Here is a 23650-nt window from a genome sequence, read left to right as displayed (position 1 = left end):
CCAGCCTCCAGCCCCGTCAACAGCCCCGCCCGAGCATCCTCCTCGAGCCGCGAGTCCCGCGACTGCCCCAGGTCCTTCGCGCTGTAGCGCGAGCGAATCCGCGTCAGGCGGAAGCGATAGCCCACGGACACCTGCAGTGGCCCTCTCAGGGTGCGCCGCGCGTTGAACACGACGCTCGGCAGCGTGCGCTGCTCGAAGCTGTAGTAGCGCAGGCCCCGGAATGAGGGATTGCCCGCGCACACATCCCGCGCGTCCTCCAACTGCTCCCGGTCGTCACACTGGGCGAAGTCCGGCTCGTATCCGGCGGCGGCGCCCTGGCCGAAGTAGGGCGAGAACCGCTCGTTGATGAAGCTCAGGTCCAACCCCAACCGCCAGTCCGAGTCGAAGAAGCGCGGCGCATCCATCATCAGCCGATGGGTGGCCACACCCCGCGTCGTCTGGAAGAACTGCGCGATGAGGGAGTGTCGATAAGGCCGGTACGTGCCATCTCCCGCATCCACCAGCAGGAGCCTCGCGCCGTAGCCGAACCCCTCGTCGCTGTTGAAGTTGAGCAGCGGCAGGCCCTGGACGCGCCACCCCGTGCGCGGCGGAGGCACCAGCGCTTCAACGGGAGGCTCGTCTGCCCAGGCCGAAGTCGCCCCCGTCAGGACGACCATCACCACGAACCACGCGAAGCGACACTGCGACATGCGAAGTCTCCAGGCTCACATTCGAGCCTGGAGACACCATAGCCTTCCCCGCACAGCCCATGACACTTCGCCCCGCGCGTGGGCCCGCTCTCACTCCAGCGGGCTGGACACGGCGTGCGCGGTGGCTGCCTTGGAGTAAGCTCCGCGGCTCGCTCACGAGCGCTGGAGGTAGACGCCCGCGGACAGGCCCTGCTTGACGTTGCGGCTCACCTCGTCGGCGAGCACCTCGTCCTGGCCCGCCTCGAGCGCATCCAGCGTCAGCCGCACCACCTCGACGGTGCTCGACTTCGGCGCGGTGACTTTCTCCGCCATGTCGGTGTCCATGTAGCCGACGTGCAGGGCCACCACCTGCGTCTTCTGGGTGCCCAGCTCCTTGCGCAATCCGTTGGTCAGCGCCCAGGCGGCGGCCTTCGAGGCGCTGTAGCTGGCCGAACCCGGGAAGGCCACCCAACTGAGCACCGAGAGCACGTTGATGATGGCGCCCCCGCCGTTCTTCGCCAGCACGGGCGCGAACGCACTGCTCGTCGCCAGGGGCCCCAGGTAGTTCGTCTCCAGTTCGGCGCGCGCGGCGGACAGCGCGTCCGTGCCCAGGAGGCTCGTGCCCTTCAGGATGCCCGCGTTGTTGATGAGCAGCGTCACGTCGCCCGCCTCGCGGACCAGCGCCTCCAACTGCTCGGGGCGGGTGACGTCCAGTCGGACGGGCACCACCCCTGGAAGCTCCACGCTCGAGGGCTCCCGGGCCGCCGCGTACACCTTGCGAGCCCCCCGCTCCAGCAACGCCTTCGCGAAGGCGAGCCCCAACCCGCGATTGGCACCAGTGACCAGGGCGACAGCATTCTTGACCTGCATGACACTCGACTCCGGCGTGACGGGGTGGACGGAAAAATCCGGGCGACCCCATGGATGAACGTCAAATGGACGGGCAGGCGGGCTCCCGAGTGCCCCTGTCCACCGTATGATGATCATAATATGGAGAAATTCGCACTTCATCGAAAAGCGACATGGGTGGAGGACTGGCCCGTCCGGGCGCCGCTCCCCGCGTCGCTCGCCTGACGGGGCGAGTCCAAGCTGACGCAGCCACGCCGCCACGGTCCGCGGGCGCTGACGCGTCCGACTGAAGCCTGACACGTCAGCGATTCCCCAGCGGCGACGCCCCGGGACCTCCCAAATCCATTCGCGTGACGCGTCAAGGCCGCATCCCCTGCCCCGCATGTCCTTGAAGACAGACACCCAGGAGCAGAAAGGACCTCGGTACACCCATTGCAGTGGACCGGGCCGACGCAAGGCGAATCCCACCCTCCCCCACGAGGCAGACATGTCACGAGTCAACCCACCAGCGATGGACACCGGAATGGACGATGGGCTCCAGCTCGACGTGGCCATCATCGGCGCCGGCGTCTCCGGCCTCTATACAGGCTGGAGACTGCTCGTGGGAGACCTGGCCCCCGAGGGCGTCCGCCCCGAGACAGTCCACATCTTCGAGCTGAGCGAGCGCCTGGGTGGGCGCATCGAATCCGTCTTCCTCCCTGGCATCTCCCTGGCCGCGGAGATTGGCGGCATGCGCTATCTGCAATCGCATGAGATTGTCAATTCGCTCATCACAAAGGTCTTCACAGAGGAGGTGACTCCCATCGACTTCCCCCTGGGCGACGACAGCAATCACTACCGCTACCTGCGCGGGCAGCGCTTCAAGGCCAACGAATGGGAGAACGCCCAGGCCGACCGCCGCACGTACAAGACGCGCTATTTCCTACCCGACGCGGTGGTGGGCTTCACCTCGGACCAGCTCTTCAACAAAATCATCTACGACGTGCTCATGGCGGACCCGTGGTTCCGGGAGAACTATCCAGGCAAGGCCACCTTCACGGCGCCCTATGACTACGCCTTCACCCTGACGGCCCGCGAATGGGATGACGTCAAACCCAACCTGACCTATCACCAACCAGGTCCGTACGACGGCCTGAAGGTCAATGACCTGGGCTTCTGGAACCTCATCAAGGACCAGGTGGGCCAGGAGGCCTACGAGTTCCTGGCCGTGGCTGGCGGGTACTACTCCAACACCATCAACTGGAACGCCGCGGAGGCCTTCCCCTACCTCGTGGGCGACTTCTCCAACGCGGAGGTGAAGTACCAGACGCTGGCGGGCGGCTATGACCAGGTCGGCAATGTCCTCGCGCAGCGCTTCCTCGCGCAGGACCCCAGCGGCAAGCGCGCCCACCTCTGGGGACAGAATGGCCTGCGGCGAATCGACCCGGCGCCAGGCGGCAGCCCGTACAAATACATCCTCACGGTGGCCAATGCCCAGAGCGGCAAGAGCTGGACGGTGTACGCCAAGGCCGTCGTCCTCGCCATGCCCCGCCGCGCCCTGGAGCTGCTGGAGGCGGACCGCTTCTTCGCCACGCCGGAGGTGAGCGAACAGGTCCGCAAGAACCTCGACTCGGTCATCTCCGAGCCGTCGTTCAAGCTCCTGATGGGCTTCGAGTCTCCCTGGTGGCACGAAGAGTTCAACGCCCTGGCGGGCGAGTCCATCACCGACCTGCCGATGCGACAGTGCTACTACTTCGGCACCGACCCTTCGAACAGCCACTCCATCCTGCTGGCCAGCTACAACGACATGCGGACCACCCCCTTCTGGTCCGCGCTGATGGCCTCTCCCCAGCGGAACCTGAAGCGTTTCAAGCCCCGGGCCACGCGACTGGCATCCTCGGAGTCCCTGGCCCAGGTGGAGTCCCTCCAGGCTCCGGCGGTGATGGTCCAGGAGGCCGTCCACCAGCTCCGGGAGCTGCACGGCCCGGAGAACCCCGTCCCCGACCCGTATGTCTCCTACTTCCGCAACTGGACGGATGACCCCTACGGCGGCGGCTACCATGCGTGGCAGGCCGGGGTGAGCGTGCGCGACGTGATGCCCTTCATGCGCCGCCCGGACCCCGCGGAGCGCCTCCACATCTGCGGCGAGGCGTACTCGGACCAGCAGGGCTGGGTGGAAGGCGCCTTCTGCGAGGCGGAGAAGATGCTCCAGGCGCACTTCGGGCTCGCGTGGCCCTCCTGGCTGGACAGCCAGTACTACCTCGGCTGGTAAAGCCAGACACCTCCGTCCCTCCAGAACGAAAGCAACGCAAACATGGACTCCTATGACGTGGTGGTCGTGGGCGCGGGCGCCATTGGCCTGTCCGCCGCCTGGTGGTGCTCGAAGGCCGGCAAGAAGGTCCTCCTGTTGGACCAGTTCGACTTCGACAACGACTTCTTCTCCTCCAAGGGAGAGTCCCGCTTCTTCCGGGTGATGTACTCCAATCCTCACCTGTCCCTGCTGGCGCAATCCGCCTATCCGCTCTGGCGGGAGCTGGAGGACGACAGCGGCCTCGACGGCATCCTCAACGACACGTCCCTGCTGTTCTTCGGCCCGCCCAGCGGGGTGAACACGCCCGAGGGCGACCTCAAGGACTCCCAGGCCGTCCTCGAGGAGCAGGGACTGCCCTTCACCCGCCTCACCGCGGCGGACTTCCCGGAGCGCTACCCCGCGCTCAAGGGGCTGAGTGACGACGTCGTCGGACTGGCGCAGCCCCAGGCGGGCGTCATCGCGGCGGACCGGGCCCTGCAGGCCCTCGCCCAGCTCTGTCGCAAGCAGGGCGTCACCATGATTCCCCGCCGGACGGTCAGCCGCATCCAGGATGCGCCGGGACAGGTCACCGTCTCCACCGCGCAAGGGGACTACACCGGCAAGAAGCTCATCCTGGTGCCCTCCGCCTGGACGAACCCGGTGCTCGACAGCCTGAACCTCCAGTTGGAGCTGGAGATCTGGACCATGACGTATGCGTACTTCACGGTGGCCCAATCCCAGTACAACTACCCGCTCTGGTTCTACTTCGGCGCACCCCAGTTCCCTGGCGATGACCAGACGACCTACTACGGCCTGCCCCCGCTCCTGACGCCCGGGCGCCTCAAGGTGGGCACGGACTTCACCTTCCAGAAGTCCCCGCTGCCGCCCACCTCGCCGCCCCAGGCGGACCCTCGGATGGTGGAGCTGCTCAACACCTTCATGCGGGCGCACTTCCAGGGACTCCAATCCCTGGCACAGGACCCCGTGGGCTGCCTCTACACGATGACCCCGGACCTGAACTTCGTGCTGGATGCCCTGCCCGGCCATCCGGACATCCTCCTGTTCACCGGTGACACGGGGCAGGCGTTCAAGTTCACCCCGCTGCTCGGGAAGATTCTCGCCGAGCTCGCGCTGACGGGCGTCACCCAGTTCAACATCCAGCCCTTCTCCATCCAGCGCCCCGGAATCCTGCGGCCCCGCTGAGCCCTCTCACCCCGTCTCAATCAGGAGTGGTCCATGCCGGATACTGAAAATACAGCCAACGTCCTCGTCGTCGTGGATGCGGAGAGCATCTACAATGCCTACCAGGGGCAGTTCAGCACGGACTCCAACAGGCCCGTGTCCCTGGGCGAGAGCACGCCCTACATCTACATGTTCGTCCGTCAGGACGAGGTGCTCTCCGGTCAGGCCACGGATGACCTGGTCATCACCCTCAACACCAACAACAACATCCGCTGGCGCATCACTTCGCTGACCGGGAACACCCGCTTCAGCGTCGCGCTCAGCCAGTGCAACATCATCCGAGGCGTAGGGCTCATCACCCAGCCTGGCCTCATCGAGCCCACGGTGACGGTGCCCCTCCCGTCGGTGAATGGCTCCCAGGTGACGATCAACCAGACGCAGACCTATACGGACGCCTATTTCCAGGCGACGGCGGTGAACCCCTCGCCTCCCAATGTCTCGTACCAGTTCTCGTTCGTCCTGGCGAACAACGACGGGAACATCCTCAGCTACTTCTCGTGGGATCCGCAGATCTCCATCACCTCATGACGTCACCGGTTGGCTCGCCGACGGTGTCTGACTTCTTCCTTCGAAAGGCTTGGATGCGATATGGGACTGAACAGCGGCTTCATTGATGTGCTCACCGTGGTGGACGTGGACCAGGTCGTCAAGCTGCACGGCCCCAACGCGTCTCTCGACAACCCCCAGGTGTCCATCGCGGATTGTGTGTACATGCTCGTCCGGCGGGACTCGGCCGTGGGGGCGGAGGCGATACCGGAGCTGACGGTCGCCGCGAAGACCAACGACAACCTCCGGTGGCGGCTGGCGTCGCTGACGCTCAACACGCGCTACAGCGCCCTGCTCTACAAGATGACTGTCTCCGGAAATGCGCAGTGCATCACCCAGCCCCAGCCCCTGGTGTCCCACATCAAGGTGCCAGTCCCCGAGGTATCAGGCGGGCAGAGCAGCGGCTTCAACGTGCAGCCCTACGTGGACTTCTTCTTCCAGTCCACCGCGATGCTGCCCACCGCCACGCTCCCCGGCGCGCGGGTGACCTACCAGCTCTATCTCCAGGTGACGGACAACCAGGGCAACAAGGTGGGCACCTACTCGTGGGACCCGTACATCACCATCACGTCATAGGCCGCGCTTCCCATTCACGAGGAGACCCATCATGAGTGACAAGAACCGGCCCTCGGGCCACACCGCGCTCCCTGGGAGCGGCTGTCCGTTCCACCGGGGTGCGGGAAACGCGATGCTGTCCAAGGCGCCCTCCGGCAACCTGGTGCGCCCCCACGGCGGCGTGGGCACGGCCGTCTCCAGCAAGTCGGCGCAGTCGCTGAGCGGAGACAACGGCCCCATCGTCTCCGACTTCTTCCGCATGTTCCCGGACCTGGGCCCTTCCCTCTTCAACGTGGAGGACCTCCGGGCGCTCACCCTGCCTGGCGGCCCCATGGATGTGGCCAACCAGAGCCAGGGCGTCCCCCAGGAAAACCCCACCATCCCCGCGGGCTACACGTTCCTGGGCCAGTTCCTGGACCATGACCTGACGTTCGACGTCTATTCGAACATCAATGGTCGGGACACCCAACCCAACCAGACGCGGGATGCCATCACCCCCACCCTGGACCTGGGCAACATCTACGGCCGGGGGCCCGTGCAGGACGCCTTCCTCTTCGACCAGAAGGACGGCGCCACGCTGCTGTTCGGCCGGCCCGACAATCCGGACGGCGACGTGCTCCGCAATTCACAGGGCACGGCCATCATCGGGGACCCGCGCAATGACGACAACATGTTCGTCGACCAGCTCCATCTGGCCGTCATCAAGTTCCACAATCAGGTGGTCAAGGACCTGTCGAGCCAGTTCTCTGGAGGGGCGCTCTTCACCGAGGCGTCGCAGCGCGTGCGCTGGCATTACCAGTGGATTGTCTACCACGACTTCGTGCGCCGCTTCGTCGGGGATGAGCTGTATGGGAAGCTGGTGAGTCAGGGCCCGCAGTACTTCCCGCCCAACCTCCAGGCGATTCCCATCGAGTTCTCCGCGGCCGCCTACCGCATGGGCCACGCGACGATTCGCGAGTTCTACCAGGTCAATGACAACTACAAGGGCGCGCAGATTTTCGACCTGCACCAGCCCGGGACGTTCCTGAGCCCGGAGAAGCGCGTGGACTGGAAGTACTTCTTCAACACCGACTCGCGCGTCACGCCCCAGGGCGTCAAGCTGTTCGACACGCTGGTGGCGTCGGAGCTGCTTCAGCTGCCCCAGGCCCTCATCCCCGGCTTCGACAATCCCCAGTACCAGGGCAAGCCGGATCCGCTCTACCTGTCGCTGCCGGGCCGCAACCTGCTGCGCCAGAATGAGTTCACCCTGCCGGCGGGACAGACGGTCGCCAAGGCGCTGGGGACGACCCAGTACTCCAATTCCCAGTTGGGCCTGCCGACGAGCTGGGGGAGCACGCTGGCGCCGCTCTGGTTCTACATCCTCAAGGAGGCGAAGCTCGCCAACCAGGGCCGCTTCCTCGGGCCCGTGGGCGGTCGCATCGTGGGTGAGACGTTCTTCAGCGTGCTCATCAACGACCCCCAGTCCTTCCTGCACAACAAGGGCTGGAAACCCACCTACGGCACGGGCGGCGACTTCACCATCGTCGACCTGCTGCGCATCGCGGACGCGTACAAGTCCTCCTGAGGTTCCCCCAGGCACGACTGTCTCCGGGCTCTGTATCGGGCCCGGAGACGCTCACCCACCTGGGGCTACTTGCCCCAGCGGAGCAGCTTCGTGCGGGCCGTCTCGGAGAGCTGCGTGACGACGAACTGCTCCAGCAGGGAGGGGTCCGGCTCCTTGCGCACGGGGTCCACCATGAAGTCCCAGGTCTCGAAGTCGGTGGGGTCCTGGAAGAGAATCAACCCCACGCCCATCCGCTGCGCCTCCGAGGTGAGGCGGGCTTTGTCCGAGTCATCGGGATTGAGGGGCAGCTCCAGGAGCGCGAAGGCGTGGGTCGCCGTTCTCGCGTGCGCCGCGGCCTCGAAGATGCCCGTGACGTTGAACTCCCACCGCGGCTTGATTTCGAACGTCCAGATATCGAACGTGCGCCCGGGCCAGTGCGAGAACGTGCGCATGCTGATGGCGGTGATGTCCGGCCGGGTCCAGACGCCGCCTGTCTTCCTGTTGCCCTGGTTGGCCGTAATCTCGATGTGGACGTCGTGGAGCCCGCGCTCCTTGGTCCACTTCTCGCGCAGCACCTCCAGGCAGGGGCCGTAGAGGTCCGCCTCGGTCCTGTCCAACAGGGAGGCGGAGGCCGCCGTTCCAGGGAGGGGCCCGGTGAGGACATTCACCTCCGGGGACTTCTCCTCCTTGACCAGCACCACACTGCCGCCGCGTCCCCTGCCCCGGAGAATCTGGCCATCCTCCAGGAGCTGATCCCGCAGGCGCCAATACTCCGCCTCCGACCAGCCCAATTCATTCATCAGACTGGTGTTGCCGGACGAGCCTCCCATCTGGGTCAGGACATCGAGGAACTTCTTCCGCTGGGAATCATCGAGGGGGCGCCCGGCCATTGACAGTCCTCCGTGCGAACAGGAGCCTGTCGATTCTGCCACGAATTGAGGACCGCCGGAGAAGTGACCACGCACGAAAGGAGAGCCCCCTCGCGGAAGCTCCCCCAAGCACGACCTCGAAGAGTGTGCTTTTGCCGCGACTCAGTGCGTCTCGACGTAGATCTGATCCAGGGTCGGGCTGAGGCCCTGGTTCTGGACGTACAGGCGCGCGCCGGGCCAGGCGCAGTTCAGGCTCGTGGGATAGACCTGATTCGGCGCCAGCAGGATGGAGATGTTGTTCGCGCCGCAGTACGCGTTGAAGCGCGTGGAGCGGGTGGCGGACATGTTCCGGACATAGAACGGCGTCGTGCCGAACAGCCAGGTCGAGAAGTCACGCGTCTGACCGCCAGCGATGAACGCGCTCTCCACGGCCTGCGTTGCTTCACCCATCTCCGGGTTCTGGGCGGCCTCCTCCGGCGTGTACTCCCCGCCGCAGCCCACCGACATCAGACACACCACTCCCATCACTCCCAACGTATTGAACGACTTCATGACTTCCCCCTCATTGCGAGTTACCCCTGACTCGGGGCGGCCTCTGTGTATAAGTACTTCCACGCAGTGTAAATGGTGTATTCATGACACCGCGTGGGTCTGGTTTGAGGGGATGGTTGTCATTGACCACGCCGTAACATGAAGGGTTACTGACGGGTGGCGGGCGACCCGGGCTCTGTTTCAAGCCCGGGTCCCTTGCTCACTCCGGCGGTCCACGCCTCGGCGGTGGCTGGGATTTCATGCGCTCGTATTCCTCATCCGTGAAGACACGGCTTCGCGTGAGGAACCGCACGCCGAGGGGCGCTTCCAGGCTGAAGCCCGCGCCCCTTCCCGGCACCACGTCCAGCGTCAGGTGCGTGTGTTGCCAGACCTCGAACTGCGCGCCGCCGATGTAGACGGGGCAGTCCTCGACTTCGCCCAGGAAGACGTCCCGCTGGCCGACACGGAACTCCTTCGCCGGGTAGCACATGGGCGCGCTGCCGTCGCAGCAGCCCCCCGACTGGTGGAACATCAGCGGCCCGTTCGCGGCACGCAGGGAGCGGATGACGGCGGCGGCCTCGGGCGTCACCGCCACCCGGGCCACCTCCTGCTCCGGCTGCCCACCCGCGCCGGGCCCGGCACGGGTATCACTCATCAGAAGAACCCCATCGCCTTCGGGCTGTAGCTGACGAGCAGGTTCTTCGTCTGCTGGTAGTGGTCCAGCATCTTCCGGTGCGTCTCGCGGCCGATGCCCGACTGCTTGTAGCCGCCGAACGCCGCGTGCGCCGGGTACAGGTGGTAGCAGTTGGTCCACACGCGGCCCGCTTCGATGGTGCGGCCCGCGCGGTACGCGGTGTTCGTGTCACGCGTCCACACACCCGCGCCCAGGCCATACAACGTGTCATTGGCCATGCGCATCGCGTCGTCGAAGTCCTTGAACGTGGTGACGCTCACCACCGGCCCGAAGATCTCCTCCTGGAACACGCGCATCTTGTTGTCCCCCTGGAACACCGTCGGGGCCACGTAGTAGCCGCCCTTGAGGTCGCCCGGCAGGCTCACGCGCTCGCCGCCCGTGAGGACCTTGGCGCCCTCCTTCTTGCCGATGTCGATGTAGCCGAGGATCTTCTCGAGCTGGTCATTGGACGCCTGCGCGCCCAGCGTCGTCTCCGTGTCCAGCGGGTTGCCCGGACGAATCTTCTTCACGCGCTCCAGCGCGCGCTCCATGAACTGGCCGTAGATGCGCTCGCCCACCAGCGCGCGGGACGGACACGTGCAGACCTCGCCCTGGTTCAGCGCGAACATGGCGAAGCCCTCCATCGCCTTGTCCAGGAAGTCGTCGTCGTGCGCCATGACGTCGTCGAAGAAGATGTTCGGGCTCTTGCCGCCCAGCTCCAGCGTCACGGGGATGAGGTTCTCGCTCGCGTACTGGAGGATGAGCCGGCCCGTCGTCGTCTCACCCGTGAAGGCGACCTTCGCCACGCGGGGGCTGCTGGCCAGCGGCTTGCCCGCCTCGACGCCAAAGCCGTTGACGATGTTGAGGACACCTTCGGGCAGCAGGTCCTGGATGAGCTCGGCCAGGACGAGGATGCTCGCGGGCGTCTGCTCCGCGGGCTTGAGCACCACGCAGTTGCCCGCCGCCAGTGCGGGCGCCACCTTCCACACCGCCATCAGGATGGGGAAGTTCCACGGGATGATCTGCCCCACCACGCCCAGCGGCTCGTGGAAGTGATAGGCGACGGTGTCGTGGTCCAGTTCGCCCACCGTGCCTTCCTGCGCGCGGATGCAGCCGGCGAAGTAGCGGAAGTGGTCGATGGCCAGCGGCAGGTCCGCCGCGAGCGTCTCGCGCACCGGCTTGCCGTTGTCCCACGTCTCGGCCAGGGCGAGCATCTCGAGGTTCTGCTCCATCCGGTCGGCGATCTTCAGCAGGATGTTCGAGCGCGCGGTGGGAGACGTGCGGCCCCAGGAGACGCGCGCCGCGTGCGCCGCATCCAGCGCCAGGTCGATGTCCTCCGCCGTGGAGCGGGGAATCTCGCAGAAGACCTGTCCCGTCACGGGGGAGATGTTCTCGAAGTATTGCCCGCGCTTCGGCTCGACCCAGCGACCTCCGATGAAGTTCTGGTAGCGGGCCTTGAACTTCACCTTCGAGCCGGGCTGATTGGGGGCGGCGTAGATCATGAACGCTCTCCTTGCGGGTGGGGCTGCGGGTGGAAGCCCTGTCCCCCAGAGCAGCACGCATGCCATGCCCCGCACCGACGACGTCGCGGCGCGTCGTGTCCCGCGATGCGACACCTTCGTCCGCACGCATGGCGCACCTCGCGACAGTGTCGCGTCCGGTGTGCCACCGCCTGGATGGAATGTTCCGATGCGGGCGCGTGAGTGCACGCGGGCCCGGCCTCGCTCACAGCGGCCGAGCGGCCCGCGTCACGAGCGCGGAGGGAGCTTCAAGCCGAAGCGCTCCACCATCCGGTACAGCGTGCTGCGCGCGATTCCCAGCAGGCGCGCCGCGCGGGCCACGTTGCCACCGCTGCGCGACAGCGCCTCCAGGATGGCGTGGGCCTCCAGCTCCCGCAGGCCCGTGGCGCTGACGGGTTGCTGCTCGACGGCGGGCGAGGGAGCGGACGCCCGGCCCAGTTCGGGTGGGAGCGCCGCCGCGCTCACCACGGACTCACCACCGGCTCGCACCAGGGCCAGGCGCAACACCGTCTTCAGCTCGCGCACGTTGCCCAGCCACGCGTGGGCCCGCAGTCGCGCGAGCGCCTCGGCGGACAGCGTGCTCGGCGGATGGCCTCCTTCGACGCACAGCTCGGTCAACAACGAGCGGGCCAGCTCCGGCAGGTCCACCCGCTCTCGCAGCGGAGGCAGCCGCAGCACCGCCCCCTGGAGGCGATAGTAGAGGTCGCTCCGGAAGGTGCCCTCGCGCACGGCCGCTTCGAGGTCCCGACACGTGGCGCCGATGAGGCGGAAGCGCGAGTGCCTCACCCGCGACTCGCCCGCGCGCGAGTACCCGCCATCCTCCAGTACGCGCAGCAGCATCACCTGCAACGCCGCGGGCATCTCCGCGAGCTCATCCAGGAAGAGCGTGCCGCCATCCGCCGCGGCCAGCTTGCCATCCGCCCCACCCGCGCGAGCCCCCGTGAAGGAGCCCGGCGCATGGCCGAACAGCTCACTCTCCAGCAACGTGCCCGAGAGCGCGCCACAGTTGACGGCGACGAAGGGACCGGATGCCACCGCGCTCGCGTCATGCACCGCGCGCGCGAGCAGCTCCTTGCCCGTGCCCGTCTCCGAGAGGAGCAACACCGGCAGCGTCGTCGGCGCGAACCGCGCGGCCTCGCGCAGCGTGGCGCGATGCTCGGGGTCACTCCCCTTCAGCCGGGCCCAGGCGCCTTCATCGGGGATGACTTCCGCCACCACGGGCCGCATCCGCGCCGTGACATGCGTCGCGCGCGGCTCCAGCCGCACCAGCACCGCCAGCGCCGAGTCGCCCTCCCCCACCGCCTCCGCATGCACCCGCCACATCGCGCCCGACGCCTGATGCCGCGCCTCCAGCGCATGCCCCCGCAGCGCAGCGTCCTTCAAGGCCCGCCAGGACAGGCCGAGCACGCGCCCCGGCGACACGTCCCCTCGCGAGGACTCCATGCCGAGCAGTGAGCGCGCCGCCCCGTTGAGGCGCCGCACGCGTCCCGGCGGCTCGATGAGCAGCACGGGGCCATCCTCGCGCGACAGGTGCGCCTCCAGCCCTCCTCGGGCCGCCGCCGCCACGCGCGCCCATGCCACCTCGCGCAGCCGCGCCTCCGCCGAGTGGGCGATGCTCGCCACCGCCACCAGCACCAGCGGGTCCGCGCCGCTCGCGGGGCCCGTGATGTCCAGCACGCCGACGACTTCGCCGAACGGGTCCTTCACCGGCGCGGCGTAGCAGACGAGCCCATGGTGCCGCTGCGCGTAGTGCGCGGGCCCCACCACGGCCACGGCCGAGGACTCCACCAGCGCGGTGCCAATCGCGTTGGTGCCGCGCGACACCTCATCCCAGCAGGCACCGGCCACCAGTCGGACGTAGTCCGCGTGGTCCCTGAAGTCGCCGCCCGAGCTGCGCGTGGCGAGGATGACGCCCTCCCGGTCCGCCAGGAGCGCCACCCGCCCCGAAGGCATGGGCGCGGCGGCGAGCAGGTCCAGGATGTCGCGGACCTCGTGCCACACCGGCTCCAGGCGGGCGCGACGCTCGATGAGCGCGACACCGGCGACGCTCGGGCCCTCGTCCGGCAGGCCCGTGCTCGGAGCGCCGAGCGCCCGCGAGCGCTGCCACCGCGACAGGATGGGCGGGGCCTCTGGAATCGAGGCCACCTCCCCATCGAGCGCGCCGACGAGAAACTGCTCCCACAGGTGCGCGGAGGCGCTGAGCGTGAGCGTTCCCATGGGACGTGATTATTCGGCCAGTCCCCACGCCGACGGCAACCCATGGCCTCCCCGAAACGCGACTGCTGAACCAACGCAGTGCGGCGTCCGGAGAGGCCAGGGGCCTGTCACGTGACTACTTGTCGGTGGCGTCCTCAATCTTGTCGCCCGCTTCCTCGGCGGCGTCCTCGACCTTGTCGCCCACCTTCTCGGCGGCGTCCTCGGTCTTGTCCGCGGCGCGCTCCGCGTCGTCCTTCGCGCTCTCACGGGTGTTGCGGTGGCAGCCCACTCCGAACGTCAGGGAACCCACCACCAGCGCCACCAGAATCTTCGCCTGCACCGTCAGCTCCTCGCGTGGCGACACCGTGCATCGCGCCCCGGTGTCGCATTGTGCGCGGGAAGCTAGTCACGACCCGCCGGCTGCCAAGTGCTCACCGCCAGGCTTTTCGCCGGACTCACGGGCTCAGAAGACGCAATAGCCATTGGAGCCGCAGGTGCCCTGCAGGCCCTCGCAGACGCAGTTCCAGTCGCCACCGCAGCGGTAGCCCGTGCACAACCCAGGGCCCCCACCGCCGTCTGCGTCAACTTCTGGTGCCAGTACACCTACCCGGATCCGGGCGGCGGTGGCCGCCTCGGGGCAGTTGTCCTCGCAGTTCCAGTCCCCACCACACCGGGCCGGTCCACAGGTGAGCAGCGAGCTCTGGCTGCTGGAGTCCTCGCGAGAGACCAGCTCCTCCTCCGAGGACTCCGCGAAGGCGGGCAGCGCGGTGAGCGCGAAGGTGAGCACCACGGCAAGGCTCCAGGGATACGACACGCGACGCGAAGTCATAGCGGCTCCTCCAGGTGACCCGCCCGGGCTTCAGTCCAGGTCCCGTACGGGGAGTATGAGACTAGCACTCCTGGAAAGAGCCGTTCGCGCGGGCCTTCACCCGCGCCCGGATTCCGTCGTCAGGGGGAGGTGCTCTTGACGGAGCCCGGCTCGTCGGGCCAGTGCTTCAGGGTCTTCGAGTCGAGCTCTTCCTTGTCCGACGGCTTGGGGACGCAGCGCAGCGCGCCGTTTCGCTCGCGGACGCTGGGGTCTCTCGCGGACACCATGATGACCCGCTCGCCTTCGGGGCTCACCTGCGAGACGACCTGCTGCGCCTCCAACAGGGCCTGGAGCGAGGGCTTCGCGAACAGCTTCCGCGTGAGCTGTTCGGCGGGAATGCCCGCGTCGACCAACTCCCGGACCTCTTCACACAACCGGCCCGAGGTCCGCGCGCCCTCTGGCTCGAACTGGGGCCACGAGCTGCGCACCAGGCGCGCGCGCCCCGACATCAGCCAGCCCACGTGGTGCCCGATTCCCACCGAGGCCATCGTCGAGGCGAAGAGCAGGACGCCCACGAGCAGCAGCGACACGCTCCAGCGTGGGCGCCACGTGGAGGCCTCTGGTGCCCCGGCATGGAGCTGACGCCACAGCCACCGGAGGAACAGGTGGGAGCCCGCGCCGAGCATCGCCGCGACGACGAGGAACTCGACGATGGCGCCCCACCGCGGCGTCACCTCCGGCACCACCTGCTGGAGGAAGGACAGCCAGCCGAAGGCGAGCAGGAACGGCACGCTCAGGACCCAGACCTGCCCCATGCAGAGGAAGACCATCGCCGCGAAGACGCCGACCAGGACGAGCACTCCCTTCTTGCCCGACGTCACGGCGCGCCCTCCGCCACGAGCGCGCGGTGGATGTCCTCGACGGGGAGGCGCCGGAGGTCCCCATCGGTGAAGAGCACCCAGCGCTCACGTCCGAAGAGGCCCGGCTCGTAGGCCAGTGGAGCCGCGGGGGCGTCCGCCTTCTGCCCGCCGATGTAGATGAAGTGCAGGCCGGAGTCCCCGAGCACCTTCCAGCGCGCGGCGGGAAGCTCGGTGCCCTGGTCGTTCTGGGGGAAGTCACCGCCATGCTCGGCGGCATGGGCCCACAGCGCCACGCGCAGCTCATCCAACCGTTGACGCCGCGCCTGGACCAGCAGCTCCGCGTCCGAGGGAGGCGGCGCGGGGATGACCTGATACGTGACGCCCTTCTTCTCCCAGGCGCCCGGCGTCATCAGCTCGCGGCCACCGGCGATCATCGACAGGACGAGCTGGAGGCCCAGCCCCAGCAGGAACACCAACGCGAGCGCCGCCCGGTAGCTCAAGCGGGGCAGCCGGGGCACGTCCCGCCGCAGCCAGTTCCACAGCCCCCAGACGCCCAGCGACACGAGCAGGAAGATGGCGATGAAGAAGGAGATGGCCTCCAGCCGCTGCTCGGCGATTTCCGTGAGCGAGAAGCTGGGCATTCCCGCCAGGGCCACGGCCGGGGTCAGCAGCAGGAACGAGACGAGGGGCTTTGTCAGACGCACGCCAGGCAGTCTGCCTTGCTCGGGTGACAGGAAGTCAACCAGGCGCCCGGCTGTGCTGGGCGACCGGGCCGTCCAGGGCATCTCCCCCGAGGGTCTCTGCGTTCAAGGGGAAGGAACATCCTGAGACGAGCGGGATACCCATCGAGGAGGGCCGACGATGCGCACCTGGAAGAGTACCTGGCGATGGCTGCGCCTGGGGGGCGTGAGCGCGGGCGCGCTGCTGGCGTCATTCGGCTGCGCCATGGGGCCCGAGGAATTCGGTCCCCAGTTGAAGTCGACCGCGCCGACGCTGGGCAGCAACATCTCCATCTTTCGCGATGTGATGGCGCCATATGGCGAGTGGCTCCAGCTCCCCGAGGTCGGCTGGGTATGGCGCCCCGACGCGAAGCTCGTGGGCCTGGACTTCGTGCCCTACGCCACCTCCGGCCAGTGGGTGTTCAGCGACTGGGGCTGGACGTTCCAGAGCGACTGGGACTGGGGCTGGGCCCCGTTCCACTTCGGCAGGTGGTTCGTCGCGCCCTCTCAGGGCTGGGTGTGGTGGCCCGACGACGAGTGGGCCCCTTCCTGGGTGGACTGGCGCTGGGGAGAAGGCCTCGCTGGCTGGCAGCCCATGCCCCTGCCAGGGATGAATGTCCGGAGGCCGTGGACCTTCGTGGCCACCAGCGACCTGGTGCAACCCGATGTCAGCCGCTACCTGGTTCCACCTGGCCAGGAGGCCGCGCTGGTGGGAAAGACGCAGCCGGTGGGCGAGCGCGTGACGGGACGCACGGGCCAGTGGAACGTGGGCCCCACGCCCGACGAGGTGGCGAGCGCCACCGGAGCGCCCGTGCCTCGCACCGGGCCCATCGCTCCGCCCACGGGGCAGCCGCCCATCGCGGGGCCTCACGCCGCCGCGCGGTGACGTGAAGGGCGCGCGGGAGCCAGCGAACAGGAGGCTCCTTCCGGGGGGCGGGACGGGCAGGCCCGGGACGCCACGAGCGAGGGTGGTCGAACCCGCCCCCGACGTCCCAGCTTCCTGTCACGCATTGGCCGAAAGGAGCCCAGCACATGCCCTCAACCCCGCAGCCCTTCGTCAGCGACCTCCAGGAGATTCGCCGCAGAGCCCGTGAGCACCTGGAGGAAGGTGCCCTCACGGAGAACTACAAGGGCGATGTGAACACGACGCTCAAGCTGCTCAACGACGCGCTCGCCACGGAAATCGTCTGCGTGCTGCGCTACACGTTCCACTACGTCTCCGCCCAGGGCATCCACAGCGAGGCGGTGAAGGACGAGTTCGGCGAGCACGCGCGGGAGGAGCAGGAGCACGCGCTGCGCCTCGCCGAGCGCATCAACCAGTTGGGCGGACGCCCGGACTTCAACCCCGACGGCCTGCTGTCACGCAGCTCCAGTCAGTACGTCGAGGGGCAGAACCTGGTGGACATGATTCGGGAGAACCTGGTGGCGGAGCGCATCGCCATCGAGACGTACCGCGACTTGATTCGCTACTTCTCGGACAAGGACCCCACCACGCGGCGGCTCCTCGAGGACATCCTCGCCAAGGAGGAGGAGCACGCCAACGACATGCATGACCTGCTGGTGGCGCACCAGGGTCAGCCGATGCTCAACAACTGAAGCCGGCTCACGACACCGCGTGCCCCTCGGAGGAGACCGCGCTCCGGGCGGGCACGTCGGCCCGGGCCTCCCAGGCGCGCGCGCTGGCGTCGCGATAGCTCACCATCTGTCCGAGGGCGGGCTCCCACAGGTTCAACCGCAGGCAGTGGGCGATGTCGCGCGGGCTCAGCGTCGTGACGTGCGGATGCTGGAGCTCGGGGATGGCCGCCATCGCCTCGGGGAGTCGGTAGAACGGGATGCGCGGGTTGAGGTGGTGCACGTGGTGGTAGCCGATGTTGCCGGTGAACCACGCCATCACCTTGCCGCAGCGCAGGTAGCTGGAGGCCTCCAGCGCGGAATCCGCGTGGGTCCACTGGTGCTCCGGCAGGATGCGGACCTCGTCGAAGTTGTGCTGCGAGTAGAAGAGGTACGTGCCCAGGGCATACGCGAGGAACAGCGGGCCCACGAAGGCGAACAGGTACACGGCGGGGCCGAAGAAGACCCAGAGCGCCACGGACAGGGCCACGTGCACGCCGAGCGCGAGCCCGGACGTCCAGTAGCGCTTCGGGTCCTTCACGAAGGGCACCAGGCACAGGCTGATGAGGAACGCGGTGACGTAGCCGAGCAGGATGGTCACCGGGTGGCGCTCCACCGCGTAGCCCAGCCGCTGCCAGCCGGACGCATTTCGCCACTGCTCGGTGGTCCACGTGGCGAACGTGCCCGCCGAGTCCGCGGCGATGCGCGCCGTGTTGGCGTGGTGGTGGTTGTGCGTGTCATTCCAGATGCGCGCGGGCGTGAGCGTCAGGATGCCCTGCACGTGGAAGAGGACCTTCGCCCAGCGCGAGGAGGGCAACAGCGCCCCGTGCATGGCGTCATGGAAGAGGATGAACGCGCGGATGAGGACGAGCGCCTCCAGCACGCCCCCCACGACGCGCAGGGGCCACCAGGGCGCGGCCACCGCCAGCGTCACGGCCGCCGCGAGCGCGGCATAGGTGGCCGCCAGGTTCCAGCTCGAGCGCGCGACGTCCTGCAGGGCGAAGGGGCGCGTCCGGGCAATGAGCTCCTTGCTCGACGGCGGCGGTGCGGCTCGTTCCATTGAGAGGGGCTCCTACAAGCGTGGGGTGTGTCCGGCCCGGTGCCGGAGATGAGGAGCCAGCGTTGTCCCATCGCCATGTCACGCGTGGGTCAGCCGTTGAAACGACACGGAGCGTGACGGAGATGACGCGGTTCGCCGTGTGTAATGGCTTGCACGGTCGCGCCCCCTTCCTCCCCTGGCGACCGGGAGGCCCGGCGCCCGACCTTCTGGTGGGTTTGGGTAGAATCGGGAGTCGCTGCCTGTTAGGTCCAGACGTTCTCCAAGGAGCAGCCCGTGTTCCGCATCGAAACCGACCGGGACCTCATCGAGTCCTTCCGTCCGAGAGACCGCCGCGTCATCGAGATGCCGCCGGGCCTCACCTTCCCCTTGTTCGTGCGTGACTACGTGGCCTGGACGGAGACGTCCGGCTTGCGCGTGTACCTCGTCTTCTCCGCGCCTGGCAGCCACCAGCCCATCGGCATCATCTTCCGGCGTGACAGAGGCGGGCCCGACGTCGCCCGCATGTGCGAGTGGTGCCACGACTACGGCTCGTCGCACACGGTGGACCTGCTCACCACGGACGTGGACAGCAAGGTCCGCGTGGGCATCAGCCTCTGCGTCGACCTGCGCTGCAAGGAGAAGCTGGAGGACGCGGCCAACCGCGCCGGCAGGCACACCCTGGAGGCGCTGGACCAGCTGCGCGCGCGCATGTTCCGCTTCGCGAACGAGGCGCTCGGCATCGAAGCCAAGCCCTCCGCGCCCGCCGCCTGGTGACGACTACCCGACGGAGGCGTTGGCCCGCTGCACCTGCGTCACGCCGGGCAGCATGGGCGCGGGGTTGAGGGCCTGCACCAGCAGGGACCTCAGCGCCTCGCCCAGGTCGTCCACGACGCTCAGCGCGCCCGCGGGTGCGCCCTGGAGCGCCGCCGGGACTTCGGCGCCCACGACGACGATGGGCATCCGCGCCTCCCACGCCAGGTAGTGCGCCAGCCCCACCGCCGGCTCTGTCACGTCCAGCAGCAACGCCCCCACCGCGCCCGCGCTGAAGGGGCGCCACAGGGGCCGGGCCGCCTCGGCGGGGGGCAGCATGCAGAAGTCCAGCCGCAGCACCTCGCTCAGCACCAGCCGGCCCAGCGTCCCGAAGCCGCTCTTCACCGCGGTGGGCTCCGCCGACAGCGCCTCCAGGCCCGGCACGCGCGCCATCACCCGACGCGCGGCGGACGCGCCGCTGCCACACACGAAAATCTTGGCGGTGGCCACCCGCGACGGCGCCTTCGTGCGGAGGATTCGGCCCCGCAGCGCGTGCACCTCCGCCGCGCCCAGCAGCTCATTGGCGTTGGCGTCCGTGCCATTCACGTCCGCCGGCCTCGCCACCCCGCGCTGCATCAGCGTGGACAACACGCCGAGCACTTCCAGGTCCGTGGCGGGCGCCAGGTCCAGCACCTCGCCCAGCGCGCGAGGCTGGCGCAAGAGGTCCATCACCTGCGCCGTCACCGGGTGCTGGTCCTGCTGGAAGGGCACGTCCGGCGCCAGCATCAGCCGCGTGTGGCGCGGGGGCAGGCCCGGCATCAGGCGATTGACCTCGTCCGACTGCCGCATGCCCTCCAGCAGCGCGTCGTCCATGGCGCGGTTGATGCGCGCCTTCGCGGCGCTGGCGCCCGGAGAGAACGTGAAGGTCCCATCGCCCCAGGCCAGCAGGCGGAACAGCGCCTTCTCGCCCTCCACCCGCCCCAGCTTCGAATTCACGGGGCGGCCCTCCACCACGTGGATTTCACCGCGCTCGTTGCCCCGCTCCAGCGACAGCTTCCCGCTGCGCCGGTTCATCCCGAGCAGCTGCATCAGGTCCGGGATGCTGAGCTGACTGAGCGAACCTTCGATTTCCTGCTGCTCGACCTTGAGGTCCTTGGCCGCCTCGTTGCGCCGGAAGATGTGCTCGATTCGGCTGAGCACCTCGTCCAGGTTGAAGGGCTTGCGCAGGTAGCCGTCCCGCAGGCCGCGATACCTATCCCCGTCGAAGCTCGACGTCGTGAGCACCACCGGGATGTCTTCAGTGCGCGGGTTGGTGCGCAGGATCTGGATGAAGGTGCGCGCCTCCAGCAGCCGACAGTGCTCGTCGAACAACGTGAGGTCCGGGTGGCGCAGCACCGCCACCTCCAGCGCCCGCGAGCCATCCGGCGCGTAGTGCACCTGGTAGCCCTTGGTGCGCAGCGCGCGGGACAGCGCGCGCACGGACTCGAGGTCGGGGTCGGCGATGAGGATCTTCCGGACCTGGGCCACGGGTCGCTCCGCTTCCTGTCAGTAGGGCTGCAGGTCGTATTCGGCCTGCAGCTTGGAGATGAGCCCGTCCACCACTGCGGTGTCCGAGGTGTGGAAGCCCCACGTCGCGCCCCGCCCCCGCCGCTGGATGAGCGCATACGCCGCGCTCTCCGACAGCCAGAGGATGAACTCGTGCCGGGACACCCGCTCGTCGCCCTCCAGGAACACGGGCGTCAGCGCGGGATGCGACTCCAGGTCCACCCGGCGGCCCAGCAGGTAGATGCGCGAGGACAGGTCCGGCGGCGCCGACTCCAGCCCGGCCGCTATCGGCAGGTCCGCGCGAATCTCCGGCCCGCCCACGTACAAGAGGCCGCGCGTGCCCGGGTCTCGGGTCAGCTCGCGGGCAATCTCCGCCTGGAGCTCGTCGAAGAGGACATCCGCCACCTTGCCTCGGCGGCTGGGCTCGGCGCGCTCGTCCACCGGCAGCCTGGGGCTGTTGGGCGTGCCCAGAAGCAGGTCCACCTCGTCCCAGAACGGCAGCCCGTCCAGCATCAGTCGGCGCTGGAGCGACGCGCGACGCTCGTCCATGCGGCGACGGCAACGGTGCACCAGCTCGTCGAAGTCCTCGCCGTCCTTCGGGAAGGTGCTCGCACCGCCCACGAGGGCCAGCGGCAGGCGCGACTCCACGTCCTGGACTTCAGGCTCCTCGCGCACCGCCGCCACCGCGCGACGCACGAACATCATCGCGCCGAAGAAGTCCGTCTCCGGCAGCAACAGGTAGAACTCCTGGTCGCTCGCCTTCGCGATGACGTCCGAGTCCCGGATGATTTTGCTCAGCGCGCGGATGATGCCGCGCACCGCCTTCTTCGCGTCCGCCGCGCCCTGGCGCACGCGCACCAGCGGCAGGTTGTCTATGGAGAAGGTCAAGAGCGAGAACGTCCGCCCGTATCGCCGCGCCTTGTAGATCTCCTTGGAGGCGTAGTCGGTGAAGTAGCTGAGGTTGTAGGCCGCCGTCTCGCGGTCTCTCAGGCCCAGGCGCTGGAGCGCCATCATCCGCCGGCCGTTCTTCACGCTCACGGCGGCGAAGTCCGCGAGCACGCGGGCGTCGCGCGAGTGCTCCTGCCGGAAGTCCCCGGTCAGCGGGTCCGAGAGCTGCGCGAGGCCGACGATTTCCCCGGAGACCATCAGCGGCACGTACAGCACCGCGGAGCGCTCATCCCGCGCGAACCACGGCTGAGCATCCCGCAGGCGCCCCGCCAGGGGTCCTTCCGGGTTCATCTTCTCCGCGAGGAACTGCTTGTCGAGCAGCCCCCGGTACGCGCGCAGCACCAGGTCTCCCCGGTCGTCCAGCACCCACAGCGCGGCGCTCTGCGCGTCGCACACCGCGGACAGCTCCGAGATGATGCGCTCCTGCAGCCACTCCAAATCCGACTGGGAGATGAGCTCCAGGCAGCGCTGGTGCAGGTTGTGGAAGCGGGCGAACTCGATGTTCTCGTCGCGCAGCTGGGTGCGCTCCCGGCGCAGGGCGGCGCGCTCCAGGGCGCGGTCCACCGCGAGCACCAGGTCCGTCTCCTCCACGGGCTTGGCCAGACAGTCCGCCGCGCCCGAGCGCAGCGCCATCTCCGAGCCCTTCACGTCGGTGCGTTGGCTGACCAGGATGACTTCCTGGTCCGGGTCTCTCTCTCGAAGGCGCGCGGTGAGCGCGAAGCCGTCGACGCCCGGCATCACCACGTCGGTGATGACCAGGTCGAAGGGCGTGCGAGCCGCCTCCTCGAGCGCCAACGTGCCGTTCTCCACCGAAACCACACGGTGCCCATGACGGGACAGCATGTCGCTGGCGAGCTGGCGGAAGAACAGATCGTCGTCGACGACGAGAATGGGACCGGCCACGCGCTGTCTGACCCGGGTGCGAAGGGGGAGGTCGGAGGTTACCGGCCCCCAGCAAGCGCGACAACGCCCTCGAAGACGAAGGCGACAGGACCACGGAGGCGGATGTCGGACAGGTCGGCGGGCACGCGGATGCGCAGGTTGCCTCCTGGCAGGGAGACGCGCAGCCAGGTGTCCGAGGGCAGCCGGCCCGCCAGCACCGCCGCCACCGCCGAGGCACAGGCCCCCGTGCCGCACGCCTGGGTGAGCCCACAGCCCCGCTCCCAGACGGCGACGGTGAGGCCGTCCTCCTCCACCCGGACGAACTCCACGTTGGTGCGGTCCTGGAACGCGGGGTGCCGCTCCAGCTCCGGCCCCAGTCGGGGCGCGTCCTCCAGCGGCTGGTCCAGGAGGACCAGGTGGGGATTGCCCATGCTCACCGCGGAGGCTCGAAGCTCGGGGTGCCCTGGCAGCGGAGCGTCCAGGAACGGCTTCCCGGTGGCTCCCGACGGGAGGTTCGGGGCCACGAGCCGTGCTGGCCCCATGGAAATGTCCACCGCGACCACCCCGCCGTCGCCATAGCCGGGCATGCAGGTGAGCACTCCGGCGCCCGTCTCCACGTCGATGCGGCCCGGGTTTTCCCCGGACTGGTCGACCAGGTACTTCACGGCGCAGCGCAGGCCGTTGCCGCACATCTCCGCGATGCTGCCGTCGGCGTTGTGGACGACCATCCGGGCCAGGCCGTGCTCGGAGGGGAGCAGCGCGAGGACTCCGTCGGCGCCGATGCCGAGCCGGCGGTCGCACATCCAGCGCGAGGTCGCCGCGTCGATGTCGACGCCGGACTGGCGGCGGTCGAGGACGACGAAGTCGTTGCCCAGGCCCTGGTACTTGAAGATGCGTTCACGAACGTCCACGGTCGCAATCCTAGCGGTGGTCCGTCACTCGCGCTCGTCCGCCTTCTTCGGAGGTGTCGGGTCGGGCATGTCGAGCGCGGGCACGGCGGTGCGCGGGGGTTTGACCTGGGGGATGG

The 23650-nt window shown here is 68.3% G+C and carries 22 protein-coding genes and 1 pseudogene; 8 read left to right on the top strand and 15 right to left on the bottom strand.

Annotated features, from left to right (window positions below):
• Together HUW62_RS31720 and HUW62_RS31715 are read right to left on the bottom strand one after the other, a co-directional pair.
• A pseudogene (locus HUW62_RS31720) lies at positions 1 to 689 on the bottom strand (hypothetical protein); the annotation flags it as partial.
• 153 nt (positions 690 to 842) lie between these two features.
• Positions 843 to 1538, bottom strand: a complete 696-nt coding sequence (locus tag HUW62_RS31715) for an SDR family oxidoreductase (RefSeq protein WP_163862158.1) — start codon at positions 1536 to 1538, stop codon at positions 843 to 845.
• 466 nt (positions 1539 to 2004) lie between these two features.
• On the opposite strand from HUW62_RS31715, the gene HUW62_RS31710 reads away from it, so the two are divergent.
• Genes HUW62_RS31710 through HUW62_RS31690 form a run of 5 tightly spaced genes read left to right on the top strand, consistent with a single transcriptional unit; the run spans position 2005 to position 7693 of the window.
• Positions 2005 to 3768: an FAD-dependent oxidoreductase gene (locus HUW62_RS31710; RefSeq protein WP_163862153.1), complete on the top strand. Its 1764-nt coding sequence runs from the start codon at positions 2005 to 2007 to the stop codon at positions 3766 to 3768.
• A 42-nt stretch (positions 3769 to 3810) separates the two neighbouring features.
• Positions 3811 to 4989, top strand: a complete 1179-nt coding sequence (locus tag HUW62_RS31705; protein WP_163862151.1) for an FAD-dependent oxidoreductase — start codon at positions 3811 to 3813, stop codon at positions 4987 to 4989.
• 33 nt (positions 4990 to 5022) lie between these two features.
• Positions 5023 to 5556, top strand: a complete 534-nt coding sequence (locus HUW62_RS31700; RefSeq protein ID WP_163862148.1) for an AidA/PixA family protein — start codon at positions 5023 to 5025, stop codon at positions 5554 to 5556.
• Between the two features lie 60 nt (positions 5557 to 5616).
• Positions 5617 to 6150 (top strand): AidA/PixA family protein, encoded by a 534-nt coding sequence (locus HUW62_RS31695; RefSeq protein ID WP_163862145.1) that lies wholly within the window; start codon positions 5617 to 5619, stop codon positions 6148 to 6150.
• A gap of 31 nt (positions 6151 to 6181) precedes the next feature.
• A complete protein-coding gene (locus HUW62_RS31690; protein ID WP_176436527.1) occupies positions 6182 to 7693 on the top strand; it encodes a peroxidase family protein in 1512 nt (503 codons plus the stop codon).
• Between the two features lie 65 nt (positions 7694 to 7758).
• Here HUW62_RS31690 and HUW62_RS31685 read toward each other — a convergent pair whose 3' ends face one another.
• From HUW62_RS31685 to HUW62_RS31645, 9 genes are all read right to left on the bottom strand, one after another.
• Complete coding sequence (locus HUW62_RS31685) at positions 7759 to 8562, bottom strand: hypothetical protein (RefSeq protein ID WP_163862140.1); 804 nt, start codon at positions 8560 to 8562, stop codon at positions 7759 to 7761.
• 141 nt (positions 8563 to 8703) lie between these two features.
• A complete protein-coding gene (locus tag HUW62_RS31680; protein ID WP_163862137.1) occupies positions 8704 to 9093 on the bottom strand; it encodes a hypothetical protein in 390 nt (129 codons plus the stop codon).
• Positions 9094 to 9292: 199 nt separating this feature from the next.
• On the bottom strand, positions 9293 to 9727 hold the full coding sequence (locus HUW62_RS31675) for a DUF779 domain-containing protein (protein WP_163862134.1): 435 nt from the start codon (positions 9725 to 9727) through the stop codon (positions 9293 to 9295).
• Positions 9727 to 11247 (bottom strand): aldehyde dehydrogenase, encoded by a 1521-nt coding sequence (gene adh / locus HUW62_RS31670; RefSeq protein WP_163862131.1) that lies wholly within the window; start codon positions 11245 to 11247, stop codon positions 9727 to 9729. The genes HUW62_RS31675 and adh overlap by 1 nt, the downstream gene beginning before the upstream one ends.
• Positions 11248 to 11493: 246 nt before the next feature.
• A complete protein-coding gene (locus tag HUW62_RS31665) occupies positions 11494 to 13482 on the bottom strand; it encodes a sigma-54-dependent Fis family transcriptional regulator (protein ID WP_176436526.1) in 1989 nt (662 codons plus the stop codon).
• Positions 13483 to 13597: 115 nt separating this feature from the next.
• Complete coding sequence (locus tag HUW62_RS31660; RefSeq protein WP_240356101.1) at positions 13598 to 13825, bottom strand: YtxH domain-containing protein; 228 nt, start codon at positions 13823 to 13825, stop codon at positions 13598 to 13600.
• 99 nt (positions 13826 to 13924) lie between these two features.
• A complete protein-coding gene (locus tag HUW62_RS31655) occupies positions 13925 to 14290 on the bottom strand; it encodes a hypothetical protein (protein WP_176436525.1) in 366 nt (121 codons plus the stop codon).
• A 119-nt stretch (positions 14291 to 14409) separates the two neighbouring features.
• Positions 14410 to 15150, bottom strand: a complete 741-nt coding sequence (locus HUW62_RS31650) for a hypothetical protein (protein ID WP_163862122.1) — start codon at positions 15148 to 15150, stop codon at positions 14410 to 14412.
• On the bottom strand, positions 15147 to 15833 hold the full coding sequence (locus HUW62_RS31645; protein WP_163862120.1) for a hypothetical protein: 687 nt from the start codon (positions 15831 to 15833) through the stop codon (positions 15147 to 15149). Before HUW62_RS31645 ends, HUW62_RS31650 begins: the two co-directional genes overlap by 4 nt.
• Before the next feature lie 157 nt (positions 15834 to 15990).
• Between HUW62_RS31645 and HUW62_RS31640 the strand changes: the two genes are divergently transcribed.
• Positions 15991 to 16734, top strand: coding sequence for a DUF6600 domain-containing protein (locus tag HUW62_RS31640; protein ID WP_163862115.1), 744 nt, complete (start codon positions 15991 to 15993; stop codon positions 16732 to 16734).
• Between the two features lie 146 nt (positions 16735 to 16880).
• On the top strand, positions 16881 to 17444 hold the full coding sequence (locus HUW62_RS31635) for a bacterioferritin (protein ID WP_163862112.1): 564 nt from the start codon (positions 16881 to 16883) through the stop codon (positions 17442 to 17444).
• A 7-nt stretch (positions 17445 to 17451) separates the two neighbouring features.
• On the opposite strand, the gene HUW62_RS31630 is transcribed toward HUW62_RS31635, so the two are convergent.
• Entirely contained in the window at positions 17452 to 18519 is a 1068-nt protein-coding gene (locus HUW62_RS31630; protein WP_176436524.1) for a fatty acid desaturase, read from the bottom strand.
• A gap of 273 nt (positions 18520 to 18792) precedes the next feature.
• On the opposite strand from HUW62_RS31630, the gene HUW62_RS31625 reads away from it, so the two are divergent.
• Positions 18793 to 19272 carry an FBP domain-containing protein gene (locus HUW62_RS31625; RefSeq protein ID WP_163862107.1) on the top strand — a complete coding sequence of 160 codons (480 nt, stop codon included), beginning with the start codon at positions 18793 to 18795 and terminating at the stop codon, positions 19270 to 19272.
• 3 nt (positions 19273 to 19275) lie between these two features.
• Here the strand turns inward: HUW62_RS31625 and HUW62_RS31620 are convergent, their stop codons facing one another.
• Genes HUW62_RS31620 through dapF form a run of 3 tightly spaced genes read right to left on the bottom strand, consistent with a single transcriptional unit; the run spans position 19276 to position 23534 of the window.
• Positions 19276 to 20775 carry a DUF4388 domain-containing protein gene (locus HUW62_RS31620; RefSeq protein WP_163862103.1) on the bottom strand — a complete coding sequence of 500 codons (1500 nt, stop codon included), beginning with the start codon at positions 20773 to 20775 and terminating at the stop codon, positions 19276 to 19278.
• Positions 20776 to 20793: 18 nt separating this feature from the next.
• Positions 20794 to 22644 (bottom strand): response regulator, encoded by a 1851-nt coding sequence (locus tag HUW62_RS50105; RefSeq protein ID WP_163862101.1) that lies wholly within the window; start codon positions 22642 to 22644, stop codon positions 20794 to 20796.
• Between the two features lie 38 nt (positions 22645 to 22682).
• Positions 22683 to 23534: a diaminopimelate epimerase gene (dapF, locus tag HUW62_RS31610; RefSeq protein ID WP_176436523.1), complete on the bottom strand. Its 852-nt coding sequence runs from the start codon at positions 23532 to 23534 to the stop codon at positions 22683 to 22685.
• Between the last annotated feature and the right edge of the window lie 116 nt (positions 23535 to 23650).

The organism is Myxococcus sp. AM011 (genome assembly GCF_013372595.1).
GTDB classification, from domain to species: domain Bacteria; phylum Myxococcota; class Myxococcia; order Myxococcales; family Myxococcaceae; genus Myxococcus; species Myxococcus eversor.
Note: the sequence above shows the minus strand (reverse complement) of the source record. Positions and strands in the feature narration are given on the sequence as shown.